The 26378-nt window shown below is 38.8% G+C and carries 21 protein-coding genes and 1 tRNA gene; 11 read left to right on the top strand and 11 right to left on the bottom strand.

Going from position 1 to position 26378, the window contains the following annotated elements:
- Positions 1–5 precede the first annotated feature (5 nt).
- Positions 6–830 carry a M48 family metallopeptidase gene (locus PLEUR7319_RS0106395; RefSeq protein WP_019504375.1) on the top strand — a complete coding sequence of 275 codons (825 nt, stop codon included), beginning with the start codon at positions 6–8 and terminating at the stop codon, positions 828–830.
- 126 nt (positions 831–956) lie between these two features.
- Entirely contained in the window at positions 957–1724 is a 768-nt protein-coding gene (gene tatC, locus PLEUR7319_RS0106390) for a twin-arginine translocase subunit TatC (RefSeq protein WP_019504374.1), read from the top strand.
- Between the two features lie 6 nt (positions 1725–1730).
- Here tatC and PLEUR7319_RS0106385 read toward each other — a convergent pair whose 3' ends face one another.
- Positions 1731–2612, bottom strand: a complete 882-nt coding sequence (locus PLEUR7319_RS0106385; RefSeq protein ID WP_019504373.1) for an NAD(P)-dependent oxidoreductase — start codon at positions 2610–2612, stop codon at positions 1731–1733.
- Between the two features lie 104 nt (positions 2613–2716).
- Between PLEUR7319_RS0106385 and PLEUR7319_RS0106380 the strand changes: the two genes are divergently transcribed.
- The 6 genes from PLEUR7319_RS0106380 to PLEUR7319_RS0106350 all read left to right on the top strand — a co-directional run bounded on the left by PLEUR7319_RS0106380 (position 2717) and on the right by PLEUR7319_RS0106350 (position 7868).
- Positions 2717–3010: a hypothetical protein gene (locus PLEUR7319_RS0106380; RefSeq protein ID WP_019504372.1), complete on the top strand. Its 294-nt coding sequence runs from the start codon at positions 2717–2719 to the stop codon at positions 3008–3010.
- Between the two features lie 122 nt (positions 3011–3132).
- Positions 3133–4242, top strand: coding sequence for a hypothetical protein (locus PLEUR7319_RS0106375; RefSeq protein WP_019504371.1), 1110 nt, complete (start codon positions 3133–3135; stop codon positions 4240–4242).
- Positions 4243–4989: 747 nt separating this feature from the next.
- Positions 4990–5127, top strand: a complete 138-nt coding sequence (locus tag PLEUR7319_RS42535) for a hypothetical protein (protein WP_019504369.1) — start codon at positions 4990–4992, stop codon at positions 5125–5127.
- A 204-nt stretch (positions 5128–5331) separates the two neighbouring features.
- Entirely contained in the window at positions 5332–5682 is a 351-nt protein-coding gene (locus PLEUR7319_RS0106360) for a Mo-dependent nitrogenase C-terminal domain-containing protein (RefSeq protein WP_019504368.1), read from the top strand.
- A gap of 46 nt (positions 5683–5728) precedes the next feature.
- Positions 5729–6496, top strand: a complete 768-nt coding sequence (locus tag PLEUR7319_RS0106355) for a hypothetical protein (RefSeq protein ID WP_019504367.1) — start codon at positions 5729–5731, stop codon at positions 6494–6496.
- Positions 6497–6683: 187 nt separating this feature from the next.
- Positions 6684–7868, top strand: coding sequence for an ABC transporter ATP-binding protein (locus tag PLEUR7319_RS0106350; RefSeq protein ID WP_019504366.1), 1185 nt, complete (start codon positions 6684–6686; stop codon positions 7866–7868).
- 98 nt (positions 7869–7966) lie between these two features.
- On the opposite strand, the gene PLEUR7319_RS0106345 is transcribed toward PLEUR7319_RS0106350, so the two are convergent.
- The 4 genes from PLEUR7319_RS0106345 to psbA all read right to left on the bottom strand — a co-directional run bounded on the left by PLEUR7319_RS0106345 (position 7967) and on the right by psbA (position 14966).
- Positions 7967–11176, bottom strand: a complete 3210-nt coding sequence (locus PLEUR7319_RS0106345) for an efflux RND transporter permease subunit (protein WP_019504365.1) — start codon at positions 11174–11176, stop codon at positions 7967–7969.
- Between the two features lie 257 nt (positions 11177–11433).
- The gene (locus PLEUR7319_RS0106340; RefSeq protein ID WP_019504364.1) at positions 11434–12108 is read right to left on the bottom strand and encodes a potassium channel family protein; all 675 of its coding nucleotides are present in this window, start codon (positions 12106–12108) and stop codon (positions 11434–11436) included.
- Between the two features lie 13 nt (positions 12109–12121).
- A complete protein-coding gene (locus PLEUR7319_RS0106335) occupies positions 12122–13588 on the bottom strand; it encodes an efflux RND transporter periplasmic adaptor subunit (RefSeq protein ID WP_019504363.1) in 1467 nt (488 codons plus the stop codon).
- 295 nt (positions 13589–13883) lie between these two features.
- Positions 13884–14966 (bottom strand): photosystem II q(b) protein, encoded by a 1083-nt coding sequence (gene psbA / locus PLEUR7319_RS0106330; protein ID WP_019504362.1) that lies wholly within the window; start codon positions 14964–14966, stop codon positions 13884–13886.
- A 142-nt stretch (positions 14967–15108) separates the two neighbouring features.
- Here psbA and cofG point away from each other — a divergent pair, with 142 nt between their 5' ends.
- Positions 15109–16065, top strand: coding sequence for a 7,8-didemethyl-8-hydroxy-5-deazariboflavin synthase subunit CofG (gene cofG / locus PLEUR7319_RS0106325; RefSeq protein ID WP_019504361.1), 957 nt, complete (start codon positions 15109–15111; stop codon positions 16063–16065).
- A gap of 75 nt (positions 16066–16140) precedes the next feature.
- Positions 16141–16212 (top strand) — tRNA-Lys (locus PLEUR7319_RS0106320).
- Positions 16213–16256: 44 nt separating this feature from the next.
- On the opposite strand, the gene PLEUR7319_RS34485 is transcribed toward PLEUR7319_RS0106320, so the two are convergent.
- The 3 genes from PLEUR7319_RS34485 to ileS all read right to left on the bottom strand — a co-directional run bounded on the left by PLEUR7319_RS34485 (position 16257) and on the right by ileS (position 20082).
- Complete coding sequence (locus PLEUR7319_RS34485; RefSeq protein ID WP_051044402.1) at positions 16257–16637, bottom strand: Uma2 family endonuclease; 381 nt, start codon at positions 16635–16637, stop codon at positions 16257–16259.
- Positions 16638–16797: 160 nt separating this feature from the next.
- Positions 16798–17091 carry a hypothetical protein gene (locus PLEUR7319_RS34480; protein WP_051044400.1) on the bottom strand — a complete coding sequence of 98 codons (294 nt, stop codon included), beginning with the start codon at positions 17089–17091 and terminating at the stop codon, positions 16798–16800.
- A 108-nt stretch (positions 17092–17199) separates the two neighbouring features.
- On the bottom strand, positions 17200–20082 hold the full coding sequence (gene ileS, locus PLEUR7319_RS0106310) for an isoleucine--tRNA ligase (RefSeq protein WP_019504360.1): 2883 nt from the start codon (positions 20080–20082) through the stop codon (positions 17200–17202).
- A 526-nt stretch (positions 20083–20608) separates the two neighbouring features.
- Between ileS and PLEUR7319_RS37865 the strand changes: the two genes are divergently transcribed.
- Complete coding sequence (locus PLEUR7319_RS37865) at positions 20609–21706, top strand: hypothetical protein (RefSeq protein ID WP_019504359.1); 1098 nt, start codon at positions 20609–20611, stop codon at positions 21704–21706.
- A gap of 82 nt (positions 21707–21788) precedes the next feature.
- Here PLEUR7319_RS37865 and PLEUR7319_RS43070 read toward each other — a convergent pair whose 3' ends face one another.
- The 3 genes from PLEUR7319_RS43070 to PLEUR7319_RS0106290 all read right to left on the bottom strand — a co-directional run bounded on the left by PLEUR7319_RS43070 (position 21789) and on the right by PLEUR7319_RS0106290 (position 26134).
- Positions 21789–21914 (bottom strand): hypothetical protein, encoded by a 126-nt coding sequence (locus tag PLEUR7319_RS43070; RefSeq protein ID WP_256380626.1) that lies wholly within the window; start codon positions 21912–21914, stop codon positions 21789–21791.
- 168 nt (positions 21915–22082) lie between these two features.
- Complete coding sequence (locus PLEUR7319_RS37860) at positions 22083–24221, bottom strand: serine protease (protein ID WP_019504357.1); 2139 nt, start codon at positions 24219–24221, stop codon at positions 22083–22085.
- 275 nt (positions 24222–24496) lie between these two features.
- Positions 24497–26134 carry an ABC transporter ATP-binding protein gene (locus PLEUR7319_RS0106290; protein WP_026102346.1) on the bottom strand — a complete coding sequence of 546 codons (1638 nt, stop codon included), beginning with the start codon at positions 26132–26134 and terminating at the stop codon, positions 24497–24499.
- Positions 26135–26378 lie beyond the last annotated feature (244 nt).

Below are 26378 nucleotides of genomic sequence, written 5' to 3'. Positions count from 1 at the left end.
TAGTAATGGTGTATGAACCAAAAGAAATTCCTGATGATATTAATGTTACCCCGGTCCATCCTCTGGTCAATTTTGCTTATTTATTGGCTACAGTAGTAGTATTTAGTGCATTAGTTTATCTGGGTTTAGGAGTTATCGCGACTCAATTGGTAACTCGTATTTCTCCTGAAATGGAAGCCAAAATCGGTCAACAATTGTTATCTACTGTACCTAACACTTCTACAAAATTAGATTCCCAGTACAAGCAATACCTAGAAAGATTATTATCTTCTCTGCAAACAGAAAACTTGAGGAATTCTCTTCCGCTGTCTATCCATATTCAAAAAAACAAACATCCTAACGCTGCCATCATTCCTGGGGGACACATTATAGTTACGACAGCTTTACTTGAAGAAGCCGAATCAGAAAATGAATTGGCTTTTGTTCTAGCTCATGAATTAGGACATCACGAAGCGCGAGATCCTCTTAAAGCATTGGGGCGATCACTAGTTTTTCTGACTGTAGCTAGCGCCTTAGGTATGGGCTCTAGTAATGCAGACGTTGTTGGTCTTACAGGTTCTTTGACTAATTTACACTATAGTCGCCAACAAGAATCAGCAGCTGATGTTTATGCTTTATCAGCGATCGTTCACTTGTATGGTCATGGTGGTGCTAGTCTCGATTTTTTTAAGCGTATTCAAACTGAGAATCAAGATTCCAGGGGTAAATTATCAGCTTATTTTTCTACTCATCCCCTAACTCAGGCAAGAATTGATTACTTATATCAAGTTGCTACAGAAAAAGGATGGTTAATGATGGGAGAAGAAACAGCTCTACCAAAGGACATCTAGAATTATTCTATTTGCCCCAAGACAGAAAGGAAAAATAGGAGATGGTGAAGATATAATTATTGAAACGACTACAGTGATTGCACTCAACTAAGCAATAAATCGATCCATTAATTCTGTCCAGCCTTTATGCCATCATCTAATTTAGAAACCTCTGTCCAAGATCGAGAAAAAGAAGATTACTTAGACCAACTTCCTGACGAAGTAGAAATGTCTCTGTTTGAGCATTTAGAAGAACTGCGTCTACGGATTTTCTATGCTCTAATTGCTGTGGCGATCGCAGCTATTGCTTGTTTCATTTTTGTGAGACCTTTAGTTCGTATCCTGGAAGTTCCCGCCCAGGGAGTTCAATTTCTGCAACTTGCTCCTGGAGAATTTTTCTTTGTTTCCATCAAGGTGGCTGGCTACAGTGGCATGGTTTTAGCCAGTCCTTTTATTCTGTATCAGATTGTTCAGTTTGTCTTACCAGGATTGACCAGACGGGAACGGCGTTTATTAGCCCCGGTGGTCTTTGGCTCTAGTATTCTGTTTTTTGTGGGTTTGTTTTTCGCCTATATTGCCTTGATTCCAGCGGCACTAAATTTCTTTATCAATTATGGTAGTGATGTAGTCGATCAGTCTTGGTCAATTGATAAATATTTCGAATTTGTGCTGCTATTACTTTTTAGTACCGGTTTAGCATTTCAAATTCCAGTTATTCAATTGATTTTAGGTTTTCTGGGTATTGTTTCATCGTCGCAAATGTTTGCTGGTTGGCGATATGTGGTACTTAGTTCCGTAATCCTGGGGGCAATTTTAACTCCTTCAACCGATCCCTTAACTCAGTCTTTGCTAGCTGGAGCTGTATTAGGCTTATATTTTGGTGGTATTGGCGCAGTTAAATTATTAGGCAAATAAATTGGGTCATAAATTGTTGATTTTTAGCTGGGTTAGCTCATCTTTCAAGGTTAAAGGTTGATAACCAAGAGCAAAAGCTTTGTTGCTATCAAGAGAAGTATCAGGCGATCGCGGGGCAGGCAGATCAATATCGGCTTGTTTTCCTGGTTTGATTAATTCTTTGGATAATTGAAAAATATCTGCCAACAATAAGCCAAAATCATATCGAGAGATTCTTTCTCGACCTCCAAGATGTAATATTCCGCCAACCTTCTTTTCAATTGCTAATAGTAGTCCTTGTGCTGCTGAAGTGGCACTGGTAGGAGTACGAAATTCATCGGTGAATAAGTTCAGTTCTATTCCTTTTCTCAAATTACCAATCGTTCCCTGAATCATGCTGGGAGATACAGAAGGTGCCAAGCCAAACATTAAAGGCATACGACACAGAGCGATCGCTGGATATATCTCTAACATTTTTTGTTCTGCCTCTACTTTCTGTTCTCCATAAATAGTCACGGGAGAAACGGGATCGGTTTCTTTATATAATCGACCTTGACCATCAAAAACCAAATCAGTAGAAGTAAAAGCGCAGGGAATATTCCTTTCTCCACAGAGGCGAGCAATATTTAAGGAAGCTGTAACGTTGATTGAATAAGATTCTTTGGGATGAATTTGACAAAAATCTGGTTTAGAAGCGGCAGCTGTATGAATTACAGCATGAGGTTGAACTTCTTGAAATAATTCTTGAAGTGCATTAAAATTCCTTAAATCTACTTTAGCTAAAGTTACTTCAGGAATTTCAACTTTATGGCTATAGTATGTTCCGTAAACCTTCCAGCTTGTTTGAGCATATTGACATAAATTCCAGCCTAAAAAACCACTTGCTCCCGTAACTAATAACTTTTGCATATTCTGAGAACCTATACTGCAATTTTATTACTCATAACTTATTGCCTAATAACCGATACACACAATATATCTATATCTATTTAACTCTTTAAGGACTGTTAAAAATGAGAGTAAAATTGGAAGACAATATTCTGTTGATTGATCGCGAAGATCTACCGGCGTATAAAAAAGGTGGTTCGATAGTTCGGAATAGTTACTTTTGGGCATTACAATCAATTGCCTGTTTTACTTCTAGAGATCGAGACTGGGAATATGATCCGGAAGTTTGGGTGGCTTTGTCAAGAATGTTAATTTCATTTGCTGAGTCTGGATACCTAGGAAATGGAGAGACGTTACTAGAGTTTCCCGAAAATATACCAATTCCTCACGAATTACGCTCAGTTTCCAGTTACTTGTAGCTCAAGAAATCAATTGGATCATAATTACGTCGAGAGATCACATGATTGTCACTATTGAAATCCTAAACTAGAGAAAATCAAGCAAACTTCTCAACTTCTGATCATTTATTCAAGATTTTTTTATGTGGTTATTAGGAACAGGAATATTTCTCGGAACAGCGATAAATTTTCTGCAACCGACTCAGATCAACAGCAATTTTCAGTACTCAGCCGCCAGAAGTCAAGGTCTAACAAAAAATCACCAGCTTTTTTTAGTTGCTCGGTATTCTGAAGCTCAAACCATATCTGCCAAGTATTCTCTTGAAAAGCCAGAAAATATAACCATCTATCAACCTCTTGTAGCTAATTTCTCATCTATCGCACCAATTGTTGTAAAGCGCAACAGTTCTAACTTAGACAAACCGAATCATGATTATACTGATGAGCAACCAATTCCTTTTAAAGCAGGAGGTGCTTCTTGGAATACCGATACCAAAATTGGTTCTCTGACATTTGATGGCAAGTTTGATGCCCAAGCAAATTTAACCAAAGGAAAAGCTTTGTGGAGAAGAAATACTGATATAGGTTCTGTTAATTTAACGATTAATCTAGATAGTCAAATAAAACCTATTAATAGTGTTGCCGCATGGCAGACTGATACTTCTGTTGGTTCCTTGGCTATTCATGGAAACTTTAATCAAGACAACGCTTTCACTGGGGGTAATGCAACCTGGCAAGCGAAAACACCTGTAGGCTCTCTAGCTGTTCATAGTAATTTTGATCGACACACTGCTTTTGCTGGGTTTGATGCTGCTTGGCAAGCTGATACCAATATAGGTTCTCTGGCTGTTCAAGGAAATTTCGATCAACACAGTGCTTTTACCGAGGGTAATATCAGAGTAGCTACTACAGCTTTGGTCGGTTCTCTAGCTGCTGATGTCAAAATCGATGAACAAACCAGATTTGCTGGTGGTGATGCATCTTGGGATACCAATCTAATATTTGGTTCCAGTATTGGAGTTAGTGGTCAATTTGATGAAAATACTTCTTTTTCAGGCGGTAGCATAAAATTAGATACTAAAACTGGTTTGGGTATTCTGGGAATAAAAGCCAATGTCGATCAAGAAACAAGCTTTTCCGGAGGAAGTGCCTTTTGGAAAGCAAAAACTGGAGCAGGCTCAATTGGTTTAAATGCCGATGTGGAAAAAGACGGTAACTTTAAATCTAGTATTGGGCTAGAAATTCCCTTTTAAACCCCGTTCACATTGAAAACTGGAGTTTTGCTAGTTAAATAAAGTTTGAGTTAGAAGAATCAAGAACAACTTTTTACTTGCTACTTGCTACTTGCTACTTGTTACTTGTTACTTTCTCGAACAGTTACATTAAAAACTACAGGTTTCAAACTAGATGCGGTTTAATTCCTGAGACAAGTTTTTGCCGGCTTTTTGATTTTCTTGTTGCTGTTTGTGATTGGCGGTTAACGCTACCTTTTTTGCCATCTTGATAACTTTTTGCACATCTCCTCACATCAAGGGTAATAGGGAATTTAATATTTTGTAGTATTTGATACACAATTTGTATACCACTTACAGATTAATGAGGCTATACTAATTTGGGTAGAGATTTACAAGATAATTATTCTAAATTTTCTACTTTCCATAAAAGCAATATTCTGGATTTTTAGTCTACTGACAAGCTGAATTGATAGTTCCATTTATGGTCATTACTTTTTACTCACTTGCTAGTAGTTGGTTTCACTTTAAGTAGTTATTAATCGAATAAAATTCAACTAGAAAAATTGGCTTATAGAATGATCATAAGCTATCTGTTTGGCAATGTTTTTTCTCTCATAGTATTAATTAAATATAAACGCAACTATAAACGGTATACCCTGCTACTTTGATGGAATCGCCCTTGATTTTCAATGTATCAAGATTCACATAAAGTTCTTAGCTGTCACAGAGATTACAATATATTTGATATTTATTTGCTATAAATAGATGGATAATTTTTTTCTGATACTTAATAATCTCATTTCTTTATATTTACAAAACCTTAACTATATCTTCAAGCAAACTTTACTCGAATTAGGTAATACTGCTCATGTTGAAAAGCAAAAAGATCGTGCAGGATATTAGATGAATAAATAAATAGTTAATCAGCCAATAATTCTATTGTTTTTGAATATAGCCTAAATTTCTTAATCAGAACTCAATACTGTTGGTTTATTTGATATGAGGAGTGCGCTAAGAGCATGAATCCCAAATTTCCAACATATAAAAACAATAGATAAATTAACTAAATTCACCTATAAGCAAATATTTAGAGTCAAATAACCAATCATGAACGTAGTACATCACAAATTTGAAAGCCTGCATCTAAGCGGTTGGATTAATCAAATTCAGCACAGAATATCTTTTCTAACCCGAGGGAGAATCGATCCCCTCTCTCCACTGCGCAAATGGTTAAATAATATCGAAATCAATGACAGTACTGTTGCTCATCGTATTTGTAAATTGATTCCTAGCCAATGCCCTTTTGAGAGAGAGATCAAAGTTTTGGGACGCACTGTTCTAAGGATTCCACCAATGTGTAAACTAAATCCTCTTTACGATGAGGTAATTGCTCTTCGTTTTCGAGCAATTTGCTATCTTGCTGATGTCTGTGGAGAAGATGTGAGCGTCTACTGTTAAGATGCATTAGAATTTAGACATCTTTTTTCTCTGGTTATAGACAATCGTGGCAATAATCGCACTAAAAGCTTGGTATTTAGAGCAATACGAACCAATCAAGAACGTAATCCAAAGGCCTTGTACTCTGCGTTTAAGCAGAAACAGTTTGCTGAAGACGGGTCTAAGAGTAGATTTCTTGAACGATCGCCTTGAGGTTGAAGGTTCAGACTGGTTTCAATTGTATTTAGCAGGTAAAACTATTGAGTTTTATATCCAAGGAAGCGGTAGCTATGTTGTTTCTAATATTGATTTGGTTTCCCAGGAAATTTACTTTACAAAGTGTAATAGTACTTCTGGTCTGGAACCCATAATTTACTTCTGTCCTCAAAATCACTATCAGGCTGCAAATACAGCTATTATTTCAGCTTTAGAAAATATTATTGATAAATTAACACAGCGATCGCGTGTTCCTTTATCTTTGGAGATTACTCCTCGTACATCAGAATCTCCTTTACGCATTAGCAACAGCCAATTTAGAAAAATCAATAAAAGTTTAATATTAATTGCCGATGTTACTCCCATTTCCCATATTGCAGGGGAGAAAAAATCTAAGTTGCTGATCGATCCCAATGTTTGTCTTGAATTGGGATACGGAATTCAACATAAAGACAATGGACAGATATTATTACTCAACATGGAGCGTTCAGATTTAGATGGAGAAATGCCTTTTGATATGGCTGGCTATAAACAACTTAGCTTTAAAAATTCCACACAATTAGCCAACAGTTTACCCAAGCTAGTCGAAACTTTATTGCAGAGGTATAGCTTATTTTAAAAGCGATTGGCTTCGCCAGTGCCAGAGGAGATCGCTTTTGGGCTTGAGGAATTATTGTAACTGACTGTCAGCTAATGGGTTAAACTTTAATTGAGAACTATTCTTAAAAATATCGATTTAAATTAACTTTCTGCAACGACTGAAAGTCATAAAATTAGCTAATTTTCAGTCATATTTTAGAATAAATATGAAACAGTCCGTAATTCTTCAGCTTAAAAATATCACTAAGACTTATACTCATCGACCAGGTTCTGCATTTAAAAAGCATCATCAGACAATAGTATTGGACAATGTTAGCCTCACCTTAAAGCATGGAGAACTCCTTGGTTTACTAGGACCTTCGGGCTGCGGTAAAACTAGTTTATTGAGAATAGTTGCTGGATTTGAACCTATTTCTCAAGGAACAGTAGAAATAGCAGGCAAAGTAGTTTGTACCAATTGTGATTCTCTCGCCCCAGAAAAGCGCAATACAGGAATGGTATTTCAAGACTATGCTCTATTTCCTCATTTAACAGTTAAGGAAAATATTGCCTTTGGCATCCAAAATAAACGTAAAAACCGCTACGGCGAATTGTCTCCCCAAAAACTAGTTTCTAAGAGTTATATTCGACAGAGAGTAGCCGAAGTACTCGAATTAGTTGGACTTACTGGTTTAGAAAGTCGTTATCCCCATCAACTTTCTGGGGGACAACAGCAACGTATTTCCCTTGCCAGAGCTTTAGCTCCCCAGCCTACTATAATTTTGTTAGATGAGCCTCTAAGTAATTTAGATATTCAAGTACGCCATCGTTTAAGATTGGAAATTCGTTCTATCCTCAAAGCAGCAGGTACATCAGCCATTTTTGTCACTCACGATCGCGAAGAAGCTCTAGCTATTTCTGATCGAGTTGCCGTAATGCGACATGGAAATATAGAACAAGTAGGTACGCCAGAGGAAATATATCTCAATCCAGCATCTCGCTTTGTAGCGGAATTTGTCACACAAGCCAATTTTTTACCTGCTACTCGCAAAAATCAATTTTGGATTACAGAAATAGGTGAAGTTGAAATACCAGAAAATGATTGTGCTAAGAATGATGATTACTCAGAAAAGGCACTTTACGATCAAGGGGATTTGATGTTACGTCAAGAAGACATCATATTACTTCCGGATCTATCCTCTGAGATAGTAGTTAGAGAGAGACAATTTTTAGGTAAAGAATATCATTATTGTGTAGAAACACCTTCAGGGAAAAGACTATATGCTCGTAGTAATCTCAATCAGGCTATTTCTGTAGGTACGAATGTAAATTTGTCATTGGCTATTTCTTCACCCAAAATCTTTCCTGTCTCTTCTTCGGCAGCAAAGCAATCTTTAGCCAAAATCTCTTGATCTCAAAACCGTGAAGCTATTAGCTGTTAGCTTTTGATCAATTCTGATTATCTGAATTTGGGCAGTTTGATGATGAATTAATTTTTTGAGTTTTATGTTCATTCAAAATTCGATATTGTCTTATTGGGAGTCAGTAATAAATACAAACAAGGAATTACCAATAAAGCGATCACAGTAGAAGCAACTAAACCAAAACCGATCGCACTGGCTAGAGGAAACCATGTCGGATCGCTTAGTGCTAAGGGAATAACACCAACAATAGTGGTAATACTGGTAGTGAGAATAGGACGTAATCTGTCTGCTGCACCTCTGGCTGCTGCGTCACGAACATTCATCCCATTTGCTCGATGAGAGTTCATAGTTTCAATCATCACGATCGCATCATTAACTACAATTCCTGTCAGGGCAATAATTCCAATCACCGCAGGGAAAGAAATCGGGATTTGAAAAAGAAAAAAGCCGAAAAAAGTACCAATGAAGGCAAAGGGAATTGCCAACATAATAATAAATGGCTGAGTAAAGGAACTAAATTGAATTACTAATACGGCAAAGACGAGGAAGAGAGCAACAATTGCCATTTGTCCTGCCGAAGTAAAAGTTTCTCCTTGAGTTTCCAATTCTCCTGCAAATTTGTAGTCATAACCTTGACCCCATTTTTCTTTCATTTCTGCTAACTTGGGTTCGAGATCGGCAACAATTTCCCCTACCGTACGATCTTTATTTTTTGCCAAGACAGTAACCGTTCGTTGGGCATCTTTATGGGTAATTGATAAAGGTGCATTACCAAATTCTGCTTCTAGTAGCTGACTACCAGATATGGTTTTGCCATTGTCATTAAAAATAGGCAGACTCAACAATTCGTCGCGACGAGTTGGTCCCCCTATTCCTCCATCACGGGAAGCCCATTGGGTACTGAGGCGAATCTCTAAATCTTCTTCTCCTCCACCGATAGGAAAATCACCGATATCATTATCGGTCATTAGGTAACGTCCTTGCAGAGCGAGATCTTCATCGGATAAACCATAAAAATTGATTGCTTCTCGACGGGGACGAAGTTTAATATCTGGTCGCAAAGCCCCTAAATCATCCCTAACATCGATTGCTCCAGAAATTTTTCTTAAAGCTAATTGTACTTCCCCAGAGATACGGCGCAATTCGTCCATATCCGTACCCGATAGCTCTATTTCAATGGGATCGCCACCTTCTCCCGTAGATTGTCCGTTAACTACTAAAGATGCCCCTGGATACTGACGCAGGGAAGTATTTAATTCTGAGCGTAAATCATCTATATATTCAAAAGAAAGTTGCTCTCTTTCTTCTTGAGGGGTAAAAATAGCGGAAAAACCGACTAAGTAATTACCATTATTGGGTTTAATTCCACTTTCTTGGACTAAACCACTCCGTTGACCGACTAATTTAATTACGCTTTCTAGATATTCTTTTCTCTGTAATAATTCTCCCACTTCATCCGCTACTTTTTGAGAACTATCAAGGGTAGTAGTGGGAGGTAATTCGATGTTAACACTTAACTTACGTGTATCCCCCTCAGCAAAGAGACTAGAAGGAACAGTTCCTACTAAAATAGTGGAAGTAATAAATAAAGCGATCGCCGCTAAGGCGAAAATCCTAGCCGTAGTTTTATTGCGGATCGTAGTTGCTAAGCTAAAATTACGGAATTGTTCGGAAACTTTTTTTGTCAGGCGATCTATCCTACTTTTTTGTCCTTGAGCTTTAATATTCCCCAGCAGATATCGAGAAAGGGGAATATCTACCAGCAAGGCAATGATATAACTCAGTAACAGACAAACAATGGCACTGATTGGAATCAGGCGCACAAATTTACCCATTGTCCCGCTAATCGCCATTAAGGGGGCTAAAGCCAAAATAGTAGTTAGCTGACCAGAAAAAGCAGGTACGGCATAAGTTTTAACGGTTTTAAGTGCAGCTTGGTTAAAGCTCAACCCTTCAACAAAGATACCGTCGTGCATTCCTTCCATCATCAGGATAAATACATCTACCAATAACCCCAATGCCAGAATCATACCTACCTGAACCATTTTATTGAGGGTAAAACCAAATAAAAATAGTATCGCTAATGTGCCTAAAAAAGTTAAAGGAATTGATAAACCTGCAATAATCGCTTCTCGCCATGTTAAGGCAAACAAGAGAACGATAAAAACCCCGACAACTCCTTGCCAAGCATTGTTAAAGACATTTAACAAATCTTTGTTGATTTGGTCAGCATCCGTATTAATGATCCGATATTTCATCCCGTAAGGCCAAATACTAGGATTTTGTTGGGCTGCTTCAATGGCGGCTAGGGAATCATCAATCACTTCAATCGTGTCTGAACCTGGAACTTTAACTAGATCGACATTGATTACTGGTTGAAACTCTCCCCGATCCGAACTTAAAAAAGCTCGACTCTTTTCTCTCTCTAAATCTCTTCTAACTTCGGCAAGCTCTTGCAATCTGACAACTCTACCACCTACTTCTCCCTCCAAGCGGGTTACGGGTAAGTTGCGTAAATCTTCTAAACTTCGGAGTCGTCCATAATATCTTAACTGCGTCCCAATTTCGTCACTTTCAATTTGATCCCACGGTAAATCTCGATTTGCTTTCTGAATTGCATCGGCTACTTGAGTTGCGGAGACTCCCATTGTCACCAGACGAGAAGGAATCAGTTGTACTTGGATTACTTCTTCTCGATTACCACTCAAGTCTACTTTGCGGACATTGGGAACAGTTTCTAAAATATCTTCAATATCTTCGGCGGCTTTACTCAGTATCGCTAAATCGATATCCCCGTATAAACCTACCGTTAAAACTGGAGTATCCTGAGTCGAAATTTGTTCTACCTTGGGTTCCTCTGCATCACTAGAAATCTCTGGTTTGGCTTCATCTACTTCCGCTCTAACTAAAGAAATAGATTCCGCTATGGGAGCTTCTGCTTCAAACTCCACCCGAATTAGTGATGAACCATCAAAAGAAGCACTACTTAAATCCTTTAACCCCTTGAGAGATTTTAACTCTTTCTCAATTTTGTCTGTAACTTGATTTTCAATGGTTTCAGGGTCAGCCCCACCCCAATCAGTCTGGATAGTCGCGATCGCAATATTAATATCAGGATCGCCTTCTTTTACCATCGTAGTTGCACCCATTAATCCACCCACGACAAACAGCAAAGCTAACAAAATCGCAAATACTGTCTGAAGAAAGAAAAACTTAGCAAATGGCGATGCGCCCTTTGGATCTGGGACATCGTGTTTTTCCTGGGATTCTTCAGGTGGGGTTATTAGCTGACTCATAGGCTATGTGGCATCAGAGGATGGAAAAGACTTTCAAGTATTTTACATTACTGATCTGAGCCATTTTGATTTGTACTAATTATACTAAATCCTGTTCGTATAGGTTATTTAAGATTGCCCCCTAAATCCCCCAAATCTGGGGGACTTAAAGAAATGAGATCGTGACTTTTATCAATCGGATTTAGTATTATTACTAGATAATGCAGATTTATGTAGCGATAAGCTTAACGGCATAGCTTCGCAACGCAATCCTAAAACTACTTACTTCTCTGAGAAATGTAACTTCCAACTAAAATAGCAATTAAAATCGCAGGATACAATTGCCCAATAATAGCTTCCAAATTAGTTAGCATTTTAGCTAAAGGACTTACAGGAATAATATCCCCATAACCAAGGGTAGTTAACGTGGTAAAACTAAAGTAAACCGCTCTACCATAGGATTCAATTTCAACGATCGGTTGAGAAAAAGCATTGCTATCTAAGCTAGCAGTAATGCCATAAAGTAATGCCCAAACAAAACCAATTAATAAATAAACACAAATACCACCACGAATAGTATCAATTGTTATTTCTTGGGATAATAAAATATCTCGCAAAATTAGATAAATTGCCATTCCTAAATAAAAAATATAAACTACTTGAATTAATAGTAAAAAAGCTAATCTCCAAGAACCATATAATTCCATCCGACCGACAATTTCGAGGAGGAATGTTAGTAAAGCAATACCGCTATATAGCCTAAAAAACTTGGGGTTGAGAGAGAAAGTTTTGACAATAATAATAATGGCATAGAGAGAAATCAAGGAAAGAGCTAACTCGCCACGATTACCTCTTAGGAACGGGGCAAGTACAAAGTTAGCAATTAAAGCAATTAGTAATTGAGTGTACTTATTATTGTTAGATGATACTTTTGACTTTAGAAGAGGCTTCATCACCTTGTTGTCGTTAAGGAATAATTTCTACAGGTGCGCCATTAACTAATCGATTTTTCCCTTCTGTCACTAACTTTTCTCCTGGCTCAACTCCCTCAATGATTTCTCGTTTAGCTAACCCCTCTATACCTTGTTTAATCGCTCTTTGTTCGACAATTTTTTCAGCTTCATTAACCACAAAAACATGAGGTTGGCGATCTCGATATATAAACGCATTAAAAGGTGCAACTATTGCTTGATTTTTTTCTTCTGTAGCTATCCATGCAGATACCTGTTCTCCATCTTGGACATTAGCAAATCCTTCGTTAAGCCGAATAGTGACTCGAACCGATCTCTCTCCAGGAGAAACGGAAGGACTTACAGAAAACACTGTTCCTTGTGCGCTAGCTAATTCCATTAAATCTTGACCAGTGATACGTCCTGAATTTACTCGACTGCGATCGCGATCGAGAATTATAAACGCTCTTTGTCCTGGTTTGATCTGTCCTCCTTGAAAAGCGGGTAACTCGACGTTAACTTCAAACCGATTGGGATCGATGATAATAATGGGTAATCTTTCCACAATTCCTTGATAGTCACCAGTGACATTGACAATTTGAGGTGTCCAATAGTCTCCTTCACGAATATTAAGACGAGCAATAACACCGTCAAAAGGGGCAATTAGTTCTGTGTCTTCGCTATCGACATTACTTTGAGTAAGTTTGGCATTAGCAGAATTAACTCCTGCTTCGGCGGTTTCTACTTGAGTTTGGGCAGCAGCTACTTGAGCTTGAGCCGAGCGTATTCCTGCTTTTGTTGCCTTCACCACGGCTTGAGCATTTTTATACTCTGTTTCTTTAACATCTACTTGCCGCTGTTCTACTGCGCCTTCTGCTGCTAGTTCCTGATACCTTTTTAAATCTGCTTGAGCAAAGGCTTCATCTGTTTGGGCTTTCTCAAGATCTGTTTGTGCTTGTGCTAAAGATTCTTCTGCTTGTTCGAGGCTAGCAATTGCATTAAGCACTTGATTTTTGGCTTCAATTTGTCCTGCTGATGCTACGGTAATATCTGCATCGTATTTACGACGATCTACTCTAGCTAATAATTCCCCCTTCCTGACTCTATCTCCTTCTCTTAAATCTCTTCCATCTATTTTTTTCAGATAATCAATTGTTCCTTCTGCTTGAAAAGTTAGATGTTTTTTTGTAATAGCACTGACAAAACCGTCACCATAACTCCATGCTTGAATTGGTTCTAAATTGGCGGTGACAGTCTTTACCGTTAACCTTGCTTGTTCTATGTCATCCGATACTTCTACGGTTGATTCTTGTGAACTAGAAATTAAACGCCAGGCTACTATTCCACCAATAAAAAGAGCGATCGCACCAATCACTAATTGCCACTTAGGTTTTCGGGGGGTAGTTTTTTTAAGCTTTGAATCAGCAGTATTTTGATTTAACTCTGATGCTTGCTCAATAGCACTCTGTTCCTCAGTGGTCATAGGACAACAATTCGATAAGTAGAAGTATTTTACAATTAATACCAAAGGCTCGGAACAAGCAGAAATGAAAGTTATAGAAAAAGCTATAATATCATTTCAGTTTTTAGCTAAGACAGATTATTTGTAAGGGCGAACGGCCATTCTCCCTTGCGACAATACCAGTATAGTGATTTTGTCCTACACAAAGCGAAAACCATCGCTGTGGTAAAAACAGCAAAAAAAAACGCCCCCCATTGCTGGAGAGCATTTTTTTATTTATTTACTTCAAAATCGAAGTGCGATTGTTAAAACTAAACTACCCATTGATAGAAGGAGCAGTTAGAGCTACAGGAGCTTGCTCGCCACTTGCTAAGTCTAAGGGGAAGTTGTGAGCGTTACGTTCGTGCATTACTTCGAAACCGAGGTTAGCGCGGTTTAAGATGTCTGCCCATGTGTTAACTACACGTCCCTGAGAATCCATGATCGATTGGTTGAAGTTGAATCCGTTGAGGTTGAATGCCATGGTGCTAATACCCATTGCAGTAAACCAGATTCCGATTACGGGCCATGCACCTAAGAAGAAGTGCAAGGAACGAGAGTTGTTGAAAGAAGCATATTGGAAGATAAGACGACCGAAGTAGCCGTGTGCTGCCACAATGTTGTAAGTCTCTTCTTCTTGTCCGAATTTGTAACCGTAGTTTTGTGATTCAGTTTCAGTTGTTTCACGTACTAAGGAAGAAGTTACCAAAGAACCGTGCATTGCGGAAAACAGAGAACCACCGAAGACACCAGCTACACCTAACATGTGGAAGGGGTGCATTAAGATGTTGTGTTCTGCTTGGAAAACCAACATGAAGTTAAATGTTCCACTGATTCCTAAAGGCATTCCATCAGAGAAGGAGCCTTGTCCTAGAGGATAGATTAGGAATACTGCTGTGGCCGCGGATACAGGTGCACTATATGCAACACAGATCCAAGGACGCATTCCGAGACGGAATGATAATTCCCACTGACGACCGAGGTATGCAAATACACCGATCAAGAAGTGGAAGATTACTAGTTGGTAAGGACCACCGTTGTATAACCACTCATCTAAGGAAGCTGCTTCCCAGATGGGGTAGAAGTGAAGACCGATCGCGTTAGAAGAAGGAACAACTGCACCGGAGATGATGTTGTTACCGTAAAGCAATGAACCAGCTACGGGTTCGCGGATTCCGTCGATGTCTACAGGAGGTGCTGCGACAAAGGCGATTAAGAAACAAGTAGTAGCAGCTAGGAGTGTAGGAATCATCAAGACACCAAACCAACCAACATAAATGCGGTTTTGAGTGCTTGTAACCCACTGACAGAAATTCTCCCAAGCGCCACGAGTTTCGCGTTGCTGTAAAGTAGTTGTCATGTGTTTATAATTGCTAAATATTTAATTGTCGAGGTTCGTATTGAACTAACACTAATAAGTATAAAGTATGTTTTTAGTTTTGTAAATGATTTTAATAAAATATTATCTTATACAAACTATAAGTAATATTTATTATTGATATATGACCTCTGTAATCAGCTACAGTCCTGCCTATACAATAGTTCCTACCTATGAATGTTTTAATCGATGTAGTTACTGTAACTTTCGTGTTGATCCAGGAAAAGGTTCTTTTTTATCCCTACAGGATGCCCTTGATAGACTACAAAAGCTTGATAGTAATAGAATTGCTGAGATGTTGGTTTTAAGTGGTGAAGTTCATCCTTCATCTGCTGATAGAGAAAAATGGTTTACAAAAATTCATCAGATATGCGAATTATCTTTATCTCTAGGCTTTTTACCCCATACAAATGTTGGACCATTGAGTTGGGACGAAATGAATCGATTGAAACAAGTTAATGTTTCGATGGGTTTAATGTTGGAACAGTTGAGTCCCAAATTTTTGGAAACAGTGCATAAGCATGCACCTAGTAAGCAGCCAGAGGTACGTTTACGACAATTGGAATGGGCAGGAAAGCTTAAGATTCCATTTACAACTGGAATCTTATTAGGAATTGGAGAAACAAGTAACGATATCGCAGAGTCCTTAAAGGCGATCGCCATAATTCAACAACGATGGGGTCATATTCAAGAAGTAATTTTGCAACCTCATAGCTTAGGAACTCATCAAGAATCAAATTTTCCTAGTTTTAACCCTGAGCATTTACCCGGAATCATTACTCAAGCCAGAAAAATATTGCCAGAGAGTATTTCGATTCAGATTCCGCCAAATTTAGTACCAGAATCAAATTTTCTTTTGGAGTGTTTGGAAGCTGGGGCTACTGATCTGGGAGGAATTAGCCCCAAGGATGAAGTCAATCCAGACTATGCTCATCCTACATATGAATCATTGGATAAAATATTACAACCTGCAGGCTGGAAATTAAAACCACGTTTACCGGTATATTCACAATATTATTCTTGGCTATCTCCATCATTGCAAAAAGCTGTGCTTAAAAAAGAAAAAGCTTTGATCAATTAACATAGTGATCTTTTTTTTAAAGTCGTGGTAAGATGATTACTCGTGCAAGCAAAGGCAAGAAGCTTTTGAATGTGAGGGTCGCTAGCTCAACGGTAGAGTACTCGGCTTTTAACCGATTGGTTCTGGGTTCGAATCCCAGGCGACCCATAAATCTCTTCAGAGTTAATATTTAGCATAATAGCGAATTGCATTCACTGATTAAACTGTTTCATTAACCATGCTCCTACTTCTGTGTGGTTATTTTTCCTACTGCGCTGTAATGCCTCAGTTAGAATCTCGATTTTCAATCCCGCTAGAACTTGAGAAACTGAAATTCTTCTGCTTCCGCCATTTTCGATAGCAAAGGCGATCGCCCTTACATTTTGCACGTCAATCACCCAATATTCAGATACCTGCAAATCTTCGTATAGCAATCTTTTCTCTCCGAGATCATCAGATAGAAAGCTATTGGAAACTTCAATTACTAAATCTGGTACTGGATATTCATCTAAATTAACTATTCCCACTCCCCAGGGAATTACATTAGCTTTATCTCCTACATAGCACGAAAGATCGGGTTGAAATTCTCTCAAGCCAACTTGACGATAACTGCAATTATCTGGGTGAACGAAAAAAGGCGTGGGAATTAAACAATCTTAGTCGCTTTGAGTAAAGAGTAAAGAGTAACGAGTAACGGCACAAAGCTATTCGTTACTTGTTACTTGTTACTTGTTACTTGTTACTTGTTACTTGTTACTTAAACAACGCGAAAATAAAGTTTTGCCACCGTAAATTTCGCTCACCCCAATTATCTTTCCCCGTAAGAGGAATACCTTTGAGAGTAGCGTACAAGTAAATTGCATGATTAATTATAGAATGGTCTTGTGAGTGCTCATTACTGACTGGGGTCATCTCAATTCTGTATTTACCATTGTGATAATATCCTTTAGCTTTTTCACAATTGGGATGTTTAATATTTTCCAGATATTCATTCCAGGTGGCAGTCACCCAAGTTTCTGTTATCAGTTTTTTGGTAGTAGTTACCATTAGCTAATCAATACGATAGTGTTATTTACCAGTAAAATGCTTAAATCTATAATTTTCTATTCATTTTAATAGGGATAATTTATAGATTACCCCTACCGCTAACAAGAATTAAAATTCGCCTTTCAATGCTGCCTCACACCGATCGCAAATTGTCGGATCGTCAGCAAAACTGCCTACAGAAAGAGAATAATTCCAGCATCTTTCGCATTTTTCCCCATCAGCTTTAACTACGGCAATAGTCACCATATCTGATTCACTAATGTATTCAGAATCACCTATAGAATCTACTAACTCTACTTGGGAGGCGAGGAAAAAATAACGCAGTTCATCTACATTTTTTTCGCTGATGGTATCAGAAGAGTTATAAGCAGCCAGTTTTTCTTTGAATTCAACATCGGGGATATGAAGCAATACTTTCGCATCGAGAGAAGAACCGATCGCTTTAGCTGTTCTTGCCTGTTCCATCACTTTGTTAACTTCATCCCGAAGATGACGTATTGTATCCCATTGTGAGGGCTTTTCGCCAAACGCCCCTACGTGCCATTCTTCTTTTGTTTCTACCCAACCAGATTCAAACACAGATTTATAACCAGTATCGTAGGGTAAAGCTTGCCAGATATCTTCTGCCATGTGACACAGTACAGGAGCGATCGCTTTGGCTAAATTTTCAATGGCGATCGCTAATACTGTCTGACAGCTACGACGACGAAAAGAATTAAGACTACTGATATATAATCTGTCTTTAGCGATATCTAAATAGAAGTTAGATAAATCAACGACACAGAAGTTTTGGATCGCCTGAAAGAAGCGAAAGAATTGATAGCTTTCATAAGCGGAGGAAACTTCAGCAAAAACCTCTGTCATGCGATGCAGAATATATTTATCTAACTCTGGCAAGTCTGCATAAGCTATTGCATCTTTACTAGGATCAAAATCATGTAAGTTGCCCAGCAAGAAACGGGCAGTATTACGAACCTTGCGGTAGTTATCGGCAGTTTGCTTAATAATATTTTTACCGATGCGAACATCTGAAGAATAATCTACAGAAGATACCCACAGACGTAGTACATCTGCGCCGTAAGGAGGTTCTTGTTTCTTATTTTTACCACCTTCGATAATTACTTGAGGATCGATGCCATTTCCCTTAGACTTACTCATTTTGAAGCCTTGTTCATCAACTACATAACCATGAGTTAAGACAGTTTTGTAGGGGGCAATCCCGTTAGAGGCAACACTGGTTAGCAAACTAGATTGAAACCAGCCACGATGTTGATCTGATCCTTCGAGATACATATCGACTGGATATTTTAAGTTTCTCCCTTTAACTACGGCTGCCCAAGAGGAACCGGAATCAAACCAGACATCCATCGTATCTGTTCCCTTGCGATAGCTATGTCCATTGTTGCGATAAGACTCAGGCAATAATTCCTCCACCGATAGCTCCCACCAAGCATCAGAACCTTTTTCCGCAATAATTGTCTTCACATGGTTAATCGTCTCTTCCGTTAAAAGTGGCTCGTTAGTTTCTCGATCATAAAATACAGGAATCGGTACGCCCCAACTACGCTGACGAGAGATACACCAGTCAGAGCGATCGCTTACCATTGGTGTAATGCGCTTTTCTCCTTGGGCAGGAATCCAAGTTACACCGGCGATCTCCTTTAATGCTTGATCGCGAAATCCTTCTACTGAAGCAAACCACTGTTCGGTGGCACGGAAAATAGTGGGTTTGTTTGTACGCCAGTCATAGGGATATTTATGGGCATATTCTTCGTGTTTGAGTAAGGCACCAGCTTCCTGTAAAGCATCGATGATTGCCTGATTACCCACACTGACTTTCTCATTACCTTTAGCTACTACTTGTAATCCTGCAAACTGCCCTGCTTCCTCAGTAAATTTCCCACTGTCATCCACAGGAGAAAGAATTGGCAAGCCATACTTCTGTCCTGTGATATAGTCTTCCTGTCCATGTCCAGGGGCAGTATGTACTAATCCCGTACCAGATTCAGTAGTAATATAGTCACCACCCATAACCACTTTACTTTCTCGATCAAATAGAGGATGGCGATATATTGTATTCTCTAAAGCTTTACCTAATACAGTAGTTTTAACGGTTAAATCGGTCGATAGAGTTTCTGCTAATTTCTCGACTAAATCCTTGGCAACAATTAGGTATTTTGAATCATCTGTCTGGGCGATCGCATATTCTAATTCTCCATTAACAGCCACAGCTAAGTTACCTGGGATAGTCCAGGGAGTAGTAGTCCAGATAGCTACGTTCAAATTAGGTAGATATGGTTCTAATTCTGCTGCGCCTTCACCTAATTTGCTGACAGGAAAAGCAACATAAATACTAGGAGAAGTATGTCCTTCAGGATATTCCAATTCTGCTTCAGCCAGTGCCGTACGAGAACTAGGACTCCAGTGAACCGGCTTTAAACCACGATAAATGTGTCCTTTCAAGACCATTTGTCCAAAGACATCGATTTGTGCCGCTTCGTATTCAGGAGTCAGAGTAAGGTAAGGATGTTTCCAATCTCCCCACACGCCATAGCGTTTAAAGTTCTCACATTGTTCCTGTTTAGCATTGAGAGCAAATTCTTGGGCTTTTTTTCTTAACTTCAGGGGAGTTAATTCTTTTCTCTCTTTAGATTTTATTTTCTGTAAAACTTTTAGTTCAATCGGTAGCCCATGACAATCCCAACCGGGAATATATTCAGTTTTGTGCCCTTGTAATAGCTTATATTTATTAATAATATCCTTCAGTACTTTATTCAGGGCATGACCCATGTGCAACGATCCATTAGCGTATGGAGGACCATCGTGAAGAATAAAAGACTCTTTAGTATTATTCTGTGACAGTTGTTCGTAAATTTCGTTTTCTGCCCAAAATTGCTGCAATTCTGGTTCACGTTGCACGGCATTTGCCCGCATGTTAAATTCTGTTTGGGGCAGATTTACGGTTTCTTTGTAGCTTTTTGCTTCTGTCACTTTTCTCAAGATCTGGCTATAAGGTTTGATTGTCCATCTGTATATTATTACTTAAAAAAGCTGTCAGCCTAAAGCTTATAGCTTTCAGCTTTTAATTGACTAGTTCCATAGTAACCAATAGTCGAATCGCTTATTGAGCCTAGGTTTCAAATCTTTTAGGTGTTGATAATCAGATAGTTTAATTACCTGAGATAACAGATCGAGAGAATTAACCAAGTAATATCATTTCAATTTTTAGTTAAACTAAATTTTTGGTACTGGCATTAATTTCTGGGGATAGGCTCCCGCTCTCAATGTCCTTAATAAATGTCCTTAACAATTGTTGACAATACAATTCGTTAAAGCTAGTAGACTATAAAAGCGAAAGATTGTTATGGTGTCATTCCATGATTCAAGTATGAATTATTTAGTAAGCAAAGTCCGTTTTCCTCGAGTCCCCACATCATCATATTTACCAAAATCAGAGAATTTTTTGGTAGATTTTTCATCTTAATCTAGTTTGTTTTTGGAGTGGGAATTTTTTGATATGCAAAACTGTGAAGGAACATTGAACATCTCTCAAAAACCAGTTCTTCTCTTTCCTACTCCATCTAGCCAGAAAAAAACAAACAAAATTTATCCTCTGCCTATTGGCGTGAAAATTAAATCTTTTAAAATTAAGGATGTTGATTCTTCACAATCGCCAGTGGCGAAAGCGATCAACTTGGAGACTAATATTAGGCTACCTAATTTTGTTCGTTCACCAGCATCTCCGCTAAATATGTTGGGTGAGCAAATAGTCGCTAAATCTTCTGATAATTTTTATTTTCGTGGCAACCCAACAGAGGATTGGGTTATCCAACCCATGTCTTACCAGACTGGAGCACAGAGAAGATTTTGGTGGCGTTGGTTGTTATTGATAGGTAGTAGCATACTGATGCTGCCCATTTTGTTTCAAGCATCTACTCCTGCCAGTAACTTATTAGAGAAAGCAAAAATCTATATTGAATTGAATTCCCATCAGGTAATGAGTCTCCCTGATAGTGCCAGAAATCATTTGCATAGTGATCAGGCCTCCTCTTTTAATCGGGCAATTAGAAAAGCCAGAGCAATTGAACCATATTCTCCTCATTACCAGCAGGCACAAGCTGATATTCTTCGTTGGAGTGAGGTAATTTTAGATATTGCTCAAGGAAGAGCTAACCGAGAAGACTTTGCCGGCGCGATCGCTGCTGCTAATCTTATTCCTCAAGATGAACCCTCTACTAAATTTATTGCTCAGAAAGCAGCAGAATCAGTTTTGTATTGGCAACTGAGAGCGAAAAGACAGAATCTTCACCAAAATTACTTAGCAACGGCTAAAAAAATAATTAACCCCAATTATGCTTCATCCTACAATCAAGCAATTAAGATTTTAAGACAAATATCTCCAGGAGTAGCAGAACATCTTGAAGCCCAAAACTTAATTAGACAATGGAGTAAACAAATATATCTGATTGCCAATCATCGTGCTGCTCAAGGAGATTATCAGCAAGCAATTAAAGCAGCAGCACTAGTACCTTTAGATTCTCATTATTATCAACAAGCTCAGAATTCGATGATGAAATGGAAGCAATTTAGAGCAATTAATCATTCTTGGCACTAGTATTACTAGTAAAGCGGCAGAGCCGCAGCTATAAGCTGTAAGCTGTAAGCTGTAAGCCAATTAGAAGAGGCTTTAACCTCTCCTAATTGTAGACCACCAAACTTCGTCTGCTGGGGGCATTAAACCCGATAGCTATAAGCCCTTCGGGTTCGACAGTTTCTTCTTGATGAAGTTGTTCATGGGGGAAACCCCCAAGACCACACTTCATCGCTTTAAGCGGGACAAAGGCCAGGCGTATGGCCGCATCGTACCCCCTAAAGGGTTCAGCAGTGGCTTCAAGCGGGGGAACCCCGCCAACGCCCTGCTTCACCGCCAACGAACTGTCTCACTGTTAGCCGTTTACCAAGCGTAAACTTTAGAGCTTATAGCTTAAGGCTTAGAGCTTAAAGCTTTTTAAGGTAAATTGCTCCATTTGAGGAGCTGTTAATAGTTTCTGGGCATCAGCTACTAGTTTTTTACCCCACAGATTGTTTCTCAGATATTCTAAGTCTGCGAGGTCTTTATCTATACCTAAAGCGGATTCGGCCATTTTGAAGGCACTACTTTTATCTCCTTGAGCATAAAGAGCTGCTGCCATTGCCATTTGCGCTTCTGCTTTCTTATTGTTAATTGCAATGGCAGATTGCCACTGTTGTATAGCTGCTTCTGTTTCTCCCTGTTCGTACTTAACTAAACCGATATTACCAATAGCTGGAGTGGCTTTTTCACCTTTAGTTAATGCTTGTTCGTATTCCGCTAAAGCTAGTTGATAGTTTTTTTGACGATGATAAATAAGACCTCGATAGTAATAAGCCTCCGGGCGATCGGGAATAAGACTAACTGCCTTGTCGGTATCAGCTAAGGCTTGGTCATAGTCTTTTAGCCGAGAGTAAACTAAACTGCGAATTTGATAGGCTTCAAAATTGCTAGGGTTGAGTTCAATTGCCTGGTTAAGATCCTGGAGTGCTTTTTGATATTCTTCTAACTTTAAGTAAACTCGACCACGATTGTTATAGCCGGCAAAGAGATTAGGATTAAGTTCGATTGACTTGTTAGCATCAGCTAAGGCTTGGTCATATTCTTTGAGCTTGCTATAAACAAGACTGCGAGTAAAATAGCCCTTTTGCAGGTTAGGGTTAAGTTCAATTGTCTGGTTAAGATCGGCTAAAGCTTTTTGGTACTCTTGGAGATCGCTGTAAATTAAACTCCGAGTAAAGTAAGGTTCAACTAAATCAGGATCGAGCCGAATTGCTTCATTGATATCAGCTAAAGCTTTTTGATTATCTCTACCTAGGGAGTAGTAGAGCGTACCTCGATTAGAATAAGGAAGAGCAAAATTAGGATCGATCTCAATTGCTTGATTACAATCGTCAAGAGCCTTTTCAAACTTTTGAAACCATCTATGGATTGCACATCGGTTGCTATATGCCAGTGTCAAGTCAGGATTAAGCTTGATTGCCCGATCAAGATTGCTTAAGGCTTGTTGGTAATCTTGCAATTCATAATAAACAACACCTCGATCTGAATAAACTATAGCCTCTAAGTTAGGATCGAGTTCGAGTGCTTGATCGAGATTGGTTAAGGCTTTTTGGTACTCTTTTTGTGCCAAAAAAACTTCACCTAGAATTAAATAGGCATAAGCATCATTGTTGTTCTCGCGTAATATTCTTTCAGCATCTTCTTGAGCTGCTTGATAGTCTTGTAAATAAAAATATGCCTTGCCTCTTTGTAGATAGGCATCGCGATTATTAGCTTCATTTTCTATTGCCTGATTATACTGGTCAATTGCTCCACGGTAATCACCTTCTTTAGCCTTCTTCTTGCCCTGACTGACAAGATCTTCTTGGGGTTTTACGCCACTTGGTGGGGATAAATTCTCTTGTTCGCTAACATACAATTGCAAGGGAATTCCTAAACCAAATGAATTACCTGTACTTACTTCCCAGCTAGCTTTGCCATTGATTCCTACTACACGTCCATTCTCATCTACTAAAGGTCCTCCAGAGGTTCCTGGCGTACCCGATTGAGCATAAAGGAGCGTGTAACCTTGCTCTGCCTCCGATAATTTCCCATTGACTTCGGTACTGAAGAATAAATAAATCCGCTGGGGAACACCGGGAAAAGTATCAGGATAAGCTGCTACGTATATGGTATTTCCCTCAACAATCTCGTCAGAATTGCCTAATTCAGCAACTGTATAGTTTTGATCGCTATTAAATTTGACTATTGCTACATCGATATCTGGAAGATAACGAATTTGATTGTAATCAACTTGATACTTTTCCTTATCGGGAGTAACTATCTCGTATTCACCTGGGGTATCGACCACGTGCCAATTTGTTAATACAGTGTAAGTATTGCCATCCCGTTCGATAATTGCCCCCGAACCTGTTTCTTCTCCATCAATGAGAACTGTATACTGTTTAGCCAAAGCTGATATTTCTGACCGTTCCAAGGCAATAGCTATCTCAGGCTGAACTAAGTTGAAACTTGCAGCTATGCCAATGAAGGAAATTAGCAGAGAAGATTTATTCATGGCAACAGTATGCTTCTTCGTGATGATGAGGATACAAATTATATCATTTCAGTTTTTAATATAAGACAGATTGTTTGTAGGGGCGAACGGCGGTTCGCCCCTACGAAATATTATGTGTCTCTGATATTTTCCAAATTGATATTATTCTAAGTAAAAACCTAAAAAGAAAATATTACAGTTTTTGTATTATGAACAACTCCATGTATTCTAACTATTTGCATCCTTGATTTGCCAACACAACTCATCTTAACTAGATTTAATTGAATTCAATATTCTCAAGATGCCAATAATGGTGCGGCTGATAGCAATTTCTGGGTGTAAGGATGTTGTGCTTGGGTAAATATTTTTTCCGTAGTATCTAGTTCAACAATTTTACCTGCATTCATCACGGCGATGCGATCGCAAAAGAAACGGGCTACCCAAAGATCGTGAGTAATAAATAAATAAGTTAGGTTAAATTCCTCTTTTAAAGCTAACATTAGTTCTAATACCTGAGTTTGCACGGTCGCATCGAGCATACTCACCGGCTCATCACAGATTACTAGTTTGGGCTTAGTAATTAAGGCACGAGCGATCGCCACTCTTTGTTGTTGCCCTCCTGATAATTCTTTGGGATAGCGTTGATAATATTTTTCGACAGGAGTTAAGCCCACTTTATTGAGCATGGTTGCCACTTGCTGTTTTGCTTCTGCGGTAGTAGCCAATTTATGAATCAATAAAGGATCGGCAATACTATCTCCAACCTTCATTAGAGGATTGAGACAAGCGAGAGGATCTTGAAATACCATCTGTAATTGTCGCCGCTGACTACGCATTGCCTGAGGAGACAGAGTAGTCAAATCCTGTCCTAAAAATGCTACTTTCCCCTCTGTAGGTTTTAGCAACTGCAAAATTGTCCGAGACAGAGTACTTTTGCCACAACCAGATTCTCCTACTAAACCTAAGATTTCTCCAGGATATAAATCAAAACTAATATCATCTACTGCTTTAATTACCGTCGCTTTTTCCGCAGAAAATAATTGCTGGATGAAATTTGTCTCTAGAGTAAAATGCTGTTGTAAATTTTTGACCTTCAGAATTGGGGCAGTTTCACTACTACTATCTTCTGGTTTATCTTCTACTGCTTGCAGGAGTAGCGCCGCATTTAACAAAGATTTTGTATATTCATGCTTGGGCTGGTAAAGAATCGATTTAACCTGACCTGTCTCGACCATTTTGCCTTGATACATGACAGCAATGCGATCGCAATATTCGCCGATCATGGCTAAGTCATGGGAAATTAACAACAACGCCATTTCTCTTTCGCTACATAGCCTAGTTAATTCATCGAGAATTTCCGCCGAAACCGTAACATCTAGGCTAGTTGTCGGTTCATCAGCGACAATTATTTTCGGATTGAGTAATAAGGCCAGAGCGATCGCCACTCGTTGACGCATTCCGCCACTAAATTCATGAGGATATTGCCCCCAGCGATTTGCAGGTATTTTAACTGTATCTAAGGTTTCAATCGCTAATTTTTTGGCAGCAGATCTAGATAACTGAGGCTGATGAGCTTTTAAGGTTTCCAAACAGTGATCGCCAATAGTCATTAAGGGATCTAACCGTGTCATCGGATCTTGAAATACCAGTGCCACTACTTCGCCGCGAAATTGACGTAATTCTGTCTGATTTAATTCAAAAACTGATTTATCTTGAAAAACTGTTGTGCCTTCTACCTGACTACCTTCTGGTAAAAGACGCATAATTGCTCGACCGATGGTGGACTTACCGCAACCAGACTCTCCGACTAACCCCATTTTTTCCCCAGGCTTAAGATCAAAGGAGACATTATCCACAGCCCAGATCGTCTCTTGCTGAGATTGGCGGGGATAGGCAACTCTAAGATTGGCGACTGACAAAAGGGCTGAAGTCATAATCTGAGTCATAAAGTTTAGCAGTAAAAATACGTTTAGTTGATCGCATTGTAATCAGCTATTAATCATATTGGCTATCACAGCATTTTAGTGAAAAAAGTTAGTGAAGATAGGTTACTAACTCCGAACTTAAGCGGAGAGACTTTGGCTAGGAAATTAATACTTCCAAAAAGAGCGGTTTATTACTAGCAAAATGATAGGATGAGTAATTAGAATTGAGCGCAATATTTTATCGTAATTACAG

This window comes from Pleurocapsa sp. PCC 7319, from assembly GCF_000332195.1.
In the GTDB taxonomy this organism is placed as follows: Bacteria; Cyanobacteriota; Cyanobacteriia; order Cyanobacteriales; family Xenococcaceae; genus Waterburya.
The sequence above is the reverse complement of the archived record's forward strand: the minus strand, read 5'-3'. Positions and strand labels throughout refer to the sequence as shown.